Origin of the sequence: Actinacidiphila rubida (assembly GCF_900110255.1) — a bacterium.
Classification (GTDB): Bacteria; Actinomycetota; Actinomycetes; order Streptomycetales; family Streptomycetaceae; genus Actinacidiphila; species Actinacidiphila rubida.
On sequence record NZ_FODD01000099.1, the window covers coordinates 1 to 6,130 of the forward strand.

A 6,130-nucleotide genomic window follows, 5' to 3' on the forward strand; every position below is an offset into this window, starting at 1 on the left:
ACCGACCCCTACCTGGCCGGGTGGCGGCTGCGCGTGGTGCCGGCACTCGGGCACCTGCCGCTCACCGCGGTCACCAACGGCGCCGTCGACCGCACCGTCTACGCGTGGATCGCCGACGGCGAGGGCCGCTCGACGGTCAAGAGCAGCCTGGCAATCCTCGTCCGGGTCATGGAACAGGCTGTCCGCGACGGGCTGATCACCGTCAACCCCGCCCGAGTCAAGGGATGGCAGCGCCAGTACCAACTGGCCGAAGACGAACTCGACGACCCCCGCTCGCTCGCCTTGCGCGACTGGAACGCCCTCACACAGCTCGCCTCAGCCCTGGTCGCCCGCTCCTACCAGCAGTACACCGGGTGGGGAGAGGCCGTGGTCTTCGCAGCCTGCACCGCAGCGCGCATCGGCGAAGTCTCCGGAGTGCGCGTGAAGGACATCGACCGGCACCACTGGATCTGGAGCCTGCGCCGGCAGACCACACCCTCCCCCGGAGGCCTGGCCGACAAGAACACCAAGGGCAAAGTCGCCCGCCACGTCCCCCTCATCGAAGAGATCCGCCCGATGATCGCCCGGCGCCTGCTCGCCGTCGGCGACAACCCCGACGCGCGCCTGTTCACCGGCCCCCGCGGCGAACGCATCACCACTGCCATCCTGCGCGACGCCACCCACTGGGACGACGTCGTCCGCTCCCTCGGCTACGAACACCTACGCCGCCACGACCTGCGCCACACCGGACTGACATGGATGGCCGACGCCGGAGTCCCCCTGCACGTCCTGCGGTTGATCGCCGGCCACGGCAACCTGCAGACCACCCAGCGCTACCTCCACCCCGACCTGCAGTCCGTCGTGCGCGCCGGCCAGAACCTCAGCGGCCACCTCACCGGAGTCAAAACCCCTCCCCCGCCCACCCCTGGCCTGTCCGCAACACTCAGGCGGTTGTAGGGAGTACACAATTGGGACTCGGAAGTCGTGATCTTGGTCCCCAGGAAAACACGCCCTGACCTGCGGGTTTTCTTGAGTAACCGTCCCCGCGTGGTCCCCAGGTACTGACGCGTCATCAGATGACCATCGTTTCCGAAAAAGGCGAAGGGCCCGCTGACCTGGCAAAATGCCGGCTCGCGGGCCCTTCTGCACCGTCGGGACGACAGGATTTGAACCTGCGACCCCTTGACCCCCAGTCGCGAAGATCAAGGGAATTTCCCCGTCAAATGGGACTAACTCTCCGGGTATTATGACCAGTTACGAGGATAGCGCTCGCAAACGCGTACGCCGCGTGGTCCCCAGATGGTCCCCGACAGGTCACGGGATCCTCCTCCTCCAGCTCTGCTATTCCAACATTGCGCCGTTGGCAGAAATACACAACCCCGACATTCGTTCGACTGCACCGGGTACGAACGGGGACCCACCCGCAACCACGAGCCGCATCTGGGATCAGCGCCACCCCGCTCACTGTCCCGCGCGAGTCCGGGCAGTTCTACGCCGGGCACCGCCCGGCCCCGAGCATCGCCGACGTGAGGCCACTGCGCCGGTTGCCGCCGCGAATCGCCGGCCCAGCGAACATCTCCCGCCTCCCGGTACAGAATCGCGACCAACACGACGGCGTCTGCGAGTGTCAACATGCCACGTGACCTGCCCGGATGAGGTTTTCGGCACCCGCAGCGTCAGGCGCTCCGGTGGATCGAGCAGGGCGACCTCGACGACGAGCAGGTCGAGAACCTCGGGGTGACGCTAATGGCCCTGGAGGACTGGATGACCGAGCTGCGCGAGCACTTCGGCCTGTCCCCGGACGACCTCAACATCGACCTCGGGCCGCTGCTGCCGCGCGACCGACCGCGACCGCCCCGCAGCCGAACTGGCCGGTACTGCGTTATCGCCCGGCCCCGTCCCGCGCTCCCAGCAGGTGTCCCATGGCAATGGCCCACGATTTTGCCTGCACCGCACGGGAGAGGGCCGATGCGCGGTGACCACGACCGGGAGCACCGGGCGCGACGAGCTTCCGCGACCGGGACGACTCCAGCCTACGGTCACTGGAGCCAGCCGCGTTGGGCAGCTTTGATCCCTGCCTCGAAGCGGCTGGTGGCGTTGAGGCGTTCCATGATGGCCGCCATCTGGCGTCTGACCGTGCGGCTGGAGGTTCCCAGGCGCTGGGCGGCGGTTTCGTCGGTGAGTCCGCCACCGAGGAGGCGCAGGAGCTCACGTTCGGTACCGGAGAGGCCGGATTCGGGTTCGTCGTAGCGGGTCGCGCCAAGCGGGACGGCGGTGTTCCACGCCTGTTCGAACAGGTCCAGCAGCGCCGTGAGTATGCCGGGTTCAGTGACGTGAAGAGCACCCCTGCGATGGTCGGCGGGGTCGATCGGGACCACGGCCTGGGTACGGTCGAAGATCACCATGCGCTGGGGAATGGTGGGCGCTGTGCGCACCTCGCCGCCCTGACTGAGCAGCCAGTGCGCATGCACCTCCAAGTGCGGATGCTTACGGGCGGCTTCCTGGTAGAGCGTCCGCATGGTGACGCCCCGGGAGAACGCCTCGGCATCAGCGGGTCGGGCGGCTTCGATGTCGGCGATGGTCTGAATGCCGGGCTGCACACCGATGACCTCCGTGCGCACCGCGCGCCCGAGCCGCTCCAGGAGATCCTGTATGCCGTCCAGCCCGAGGATGCGCTCGCCCTGGGTGGTCCGGTGGTCGGCGCGCTCGGCGACCATCCGGGTCACCGCGGCGCGCGAGGCGGCCAGGTGGGCCTGGCGGGCCGCCAGGTCGGCCTCCTGCCGGGTGATCATGTCGGCAAGGCCGATCTCGGGGCTCACCGCTCGCAGTTGCCCGGGATGCTCGCCGGAGGCCCGCACGAGCATGTACTGGCCGAGTTCGTCGAGGCAGTCGTGGACCTGCGCCGGCGTCAGGCCGCTCGCGCCGGCCAGTCCGGCGACATCGGCCGCCGGATGACTGAGCATGACCTGGTAGACCGCGGCGGCTTCAGCACTCAGTCCGAGCGTTTCCAGCATCGCCGAACCACCCCCCTTTTTTTGGCGCTGCCCCCCGGCCGCACCTGACGCCCTGATTCTCTCAGGCGCCGTAGCGCCTCCACAAGATCGCCACATCTCCTTTGCCTGGTCAGAACGCTGTTGATGCATCGCCGTTCACGAGAGGACCTTCACCGGCGGGCAGGGCAGCTTCCCGTGAAATGTCATGCACATGATTGGATGTCCGATTGCGGACTGGCCGGTCAGGGACAACAAGAAGCCCTTCCAGGGCCGTTGATCTGCGGCGAAGCTGTTCATGGCCGCAAGGGGAAGCCCCCGCAGCGGCAGGCAGAAGCGTCAACCGCGGGACGTGCACTGCCAGATCAGGACTCGCACATCCACAGACAGGGAACTGCCATGACTCGTCTCCGCTACGCCCTCGCCACCGCGGTCGCCACCCTCGCCGTCGTGATCTTCGCCCTCTCGCCGGCTGGGGCAGTCGCCGCGGCGAGCGCCGGGACCACCACGAGTGGAGCCTCCGCAACCACCGTCATGGCTGCCGCGCCCCAGGACATCAGCTGGGGCGGCTGACTCCGTGGACATCGTCTACGCCACGCTGCGCCGCAGCCCGACAGTGACCGAGACGCACGGTGAGGTCGGCGAGGTCACCGCGATCCTGTGGGCACACGCCACCTCCGACGACGGTCTGGAGCACGTCTCGGGCCGCTGCGAGGCCGACCGGCTCGACCTGCTCCTGTACTTCCTCAGCTTCACGCCCGGCCGGCCCCAGGCGCCGGCACGCGCCGGCGCGCTCCTGGCGCGCTGCTACCAGGCATCGCCGGCCATGCGGCGCCGGTACCTGGCGCCCGGCGACAAGTCGGGTCTCACCCCGGGATCCGGCGGCACCACCGTCTGAGCATTCGCCCCCGGGATCCGGCGGCACCACCGTCCGGGCATTGTCCACGTCTCTCTCGGCCTGCCGTTCCGCAGATCCCCACTGCTTGACCATCCGCACGTCCCAGGGGGCGTCGCCCCCTGCCCGTTGCCGCCCCTCGGCGTCCAGGCCGGCTGTTCCTGCAGGACAGCCGCTGCTTCCCGACCGGCGCGTCTCATCTCGTCGCACGTCGCACGTTCCCGTCGCGCACCCGCCCGGTGCCCTCCCATGGAGCCATCCTCATGTTCACGCCCCTGAAGCCATTGAAGAAGTCCGCCCTGGCCGTCGCGGTCGCCGCCGCAGCAGCTTCCGGCCTCTCGGTCCTCCCGGCGCACGCCCAGACGCCGGCCGGTGCTCGCGCTCGGCACCAGATGGCCGTCACCCTCGACCACGTCGCCGTGCAGGTGTCCGGGCCGGACGTTCCCGTCGGCGTCACGCCCTACGTCGCCGATCCCGGCAACAGCGTTCAGGTCGCCTCCATGAGCAGCACCAAGCCGTACAGCTACCTGTCGGTGATGGCGGTGCCGTTCGGGGAGACGCTGCCGCAGTCGATCTACGCCTTCCCGGAGTCGAAGGCCGGCGACACCGCCGCCTGGACCCGAGCCCTGCACGGAACGCCCAACGGTCCGGTCGCCACGATCTTCGGGCAGAAGGTCCGGGGAACGATCGTGCGCTCCCATGGCAATCTCACCGGAAAGCGGGGGTCGCGCACCGACATCCGGGCGATCGAGTGGGTCGTGGACCAGGGCGGCCGCACCTGGGTGGTCAATCTCCAGCACGACCAGTCCGTTCTGCCCGCCGGATTCGGCACCGGCCTGACGGTGTCCAGCGGCAATTCCGCAGCGCACACCAGCGTCGACGTGAAGCGGCTCTCTGCGACGGCGCCGGCCTCCCTGGTCCGAACGCCGATGATGCAGTCCAACGACGTGCCCCTCGGCGGCGATCTCGGACTTCCGTCATGGTGGAACTCGACCTGCGACGGCAACGGAAGTCCGCTTGGTTCCAGCGGCACCTTCATGGGACTTCAGGTCTGCGGAGGCGGCACCGACAAGAACGACCTCGTACCCGGCAAGCAGCAGCTCGAGTGGCAGTGTGCCGACCTCAGCGACCGCTACCTCGTCCAGCGCTACGGCCTCAACGGGCCTGGAGGCAACGGCAATCAGGAAGCCGCCAACTGGTACAACGCCTATCCCGGCAAGTTCCAGCTGCACAGCAACGGTGATCACGCGGCTCCCGTAGCCGGTGACGTGATCAGCTTCGCGGTGGGTGCGGCAGCCAACGGCCACACCGGTGTCGTCTACAGCTCGTCCGTCGACTCCTCCGGCAACGGGATGGTCTACTTCGTCGACCAGAACTGGACCGGGGACAACGGCTACAACAAGGCGTCGGTCTCCAACTGGAACGTGGAGGAGCGCACCGGCGAAGGCGGCACCGTCCAGTGGCTGCACGACCCGAACAGTGCGACGCCGCCGGTGGCGTCGGTGTCGGGTCCGGGTGCGGGTTCGGTGGTACGGGGTGCGGTGACGCTGTCGGCGTCGGCCTCGGACTCGGTCGGCACCGTGGACCAGGTCCAGTTCCTCGTCGACGGCACCGCCGTGGGAACCGCCACCTCCGCGCCCTACCACGTCACATGGAACACCCTCACCGTGCCTCCCGGCGCACACACCATCACCGTGCGCGCCCACAACACAGCCGGCCAATGGGGAGCCGTCTCCTCGCCCCAGCCCGTGACCGTCTCACCCAGCTCCGCGATCTCCAACGCGGTGGTCGAACCCAACGGAACCACGGACGTCTTCACCCGCGCGGCAAGCACCGGACACCTGGTGAACACCTACCGGGACGGCACGGGTTGGCACGTCTCCGACCTGACCGCCGGCACCCTGGGCACCCCCGCCCTCACCGGCCGCGCCGCAGCCGTCGTCCAACCCAACGACAACGTAGACGTCCTCACCGTCAACACCACCGGCGGACACCTCACCAACACCTGGCGCGACTCCACCGGCTGGCACGTCACCGACCTGACGTCCTCCCTGGGCACCCCCGCCGCCACCGGCTCACCCACCGCCATCGTCCAGCCCAACGGCAACACCGACATCCTCACCATCAACACCACCAGCGGACACCTCACCAACACCTGGTCCGACTCCACCGGCTGGCACGTCACCGACCTCACCACCTCCCTCGGCACCCCCGCCGCCACCGGCACCCCGACCGCCATCACCGAACCCAACGGCAACGTCGACAT

Annotated in this window: 5 protein-coding genes and 1 pseudogene; 5 read left to right on the top strand and 1 reads right to left on the bottom strand. The window is 68.7% G+C overall.

Annotated features, from left to right (window positions below; genetic code table 11):
• Nucleotides 1-936: tyrosine-type recombinase/integrase (locus BMW99_RS38740; RefSeq protein ID WP_075018414.1), on the top strand; the 936-nt coding region annotated here is incomplete at its 5' end.
• Nucleotides 937-1,665: 729 nt separating this feature from the next.
• A pseudogene (gene gvpK, locus BMW99_RS38745) lies at nucleotides 1,666-1,800 on the top strand (gas vesicle protein GvpK); the annotation flags it as partial.
• 218 nt (nucleotides 1,801-2,018) lie between these two features.
• Here the strand turns inward: gvpK and BMW99_RS38750 are convergent.
• Nucleotides 2,019-2,993: a LuxR C-terminal-related transcriptional regulator gene (locus BMW99_RS38750; RefSeq protein ID WP_069462087.1), complete on the bottom strand. Its 975-nt coding sequence runs from the start codon at nucleotides 2,991-2,993 to the stop codon at nucleotides 2,019-2,021.
• A 375-nt stretch (nucleotides 2,994-3,368) separates the two neighbouring features.
• Between BMW99_RS38750 and BMW99_RS41740 the strand changes: the two genes are divergently transcribed.
• From BMW99_RS41740 to BMW99_RS38760, 3 genes are all read left to right on the top strand, one after another.
• Complete coding sequence (locus tag BMW99_RS41740) at nucleotides 3,369-3,542, top strand: hypothetical protein (protein ID WP_176735388.1); 174 nt, start codon at nucleotides 3,369-3,371, stop codon at nucleotides 3,540-3,542.
• Nucleotides 3,543-3,546: 4 nt separating this feature from the next.
• Nucleotides 3,547-3,867 carry a hypothetical protein gene (locus BMW99_RS38755; protein WP_069462086.1) on the top strand — a complete coding sequence of 107 codons (321 nt, stop codon included), beginning with the start codon at nucleotides 3,547-3,549 and terminating at the stop codon, nucleotides 3,865-3,867.
• Between the two features lie 260 nt (nucleotides 3,868-4,127).
• A partial coding sequence (locus BMW99_RS38760; protein ID WP_177226156.1) for an Ig-like domain-containing protein occupies nucleotides 4,128-6,130 on the top strand: 2,003 nt, incomplete at its 3' end.

What these genes read in the sequence shown, in the direction of transcription:
- BMW99_RS38750 (WP_069462087.1), bottom strand. Translation starts at nt 2,993, where the DNA reads ATGCTGGAAACGCTCGGACTGAGTGCTGAAGCCGCCGCGGTCTACCAG.
- BMW99_RS41740 (WP_176735388.1), top strand. Translation starts at nt 3,369, where the DNA reads ATGACTCGTCTCCGCTACGCCCTCGCCACCGCGGTCGCCACCCTCGCC.